The following is a 495-nucleotide window of genomic DNA, read 5'->3' as shown; positions in this document are numbered from 1 at the left end:
TCTCGAAGATCTTCAAAGGCATCCATGACCTAGAGCTGAAGTACGGCGAGACCGGCATCTTCCTGCGCGGGAAGTACTGGTATGACTTCGAGCTGAAGGACGAGCACCGGCTGCTCTATGACATCGATGACAGTAATCGCAAGACAGGTGCCCAGAGCTCTGGCTACGAACTGCTGGATGCCTTCGCCTACCACAACTACCTGATTGGCGATTTGCCTGGCTCGGTCAGGTTGGGCAAACAGGTTGTGAGCTGGGGCGAAAGCGTTTTCATCGGTAACAGCATCAACGCCATCAACCCTGTGGACGCCGCTGCTTTCCGCCGGCCAGGGGCCGAGATCAAGGAAGGCTTGATCCCGGTGAACATGTTTTACATGTCGCAGGGACTATCGGAGAACCTGTCGGCGGAGCTGTTCTACCAGTTGGAGTGGGATCAAACCGTGCTCGACAACTGCGGAACATTTTTCGCAGGAGCAGACTTTGTCGCCGATGGCTGCA

General features: G+C 55.8%; 1 protein-coding gene. It reads left to right on the top strand.

Features of this window, described 5'->3' with window-relative positions; all coding sequences use genetic code 11:
• A partial coding sequence (locus IB232_RS23375; protein ID WP_192400902.1) for a DUF1302 domain-containing protein occupies positions 1–495 on the top strand: 495 nt, incomplete at both ends.

Origin of the sequence: Pseudomonas sp. PDM15 (assembly GCF_014851565.1) — a bacterium.
Lineage (GTDB): Bacteria > Pseudomonadota > Gammaproteobacteria > Pseudomonadales > Pseudomonadaceae > Aquipseudomonas.
Note: the sequence above shows the minus strand (reverse complement) of the source record. Positions and strands in the feature narration are given on the sequence as shown.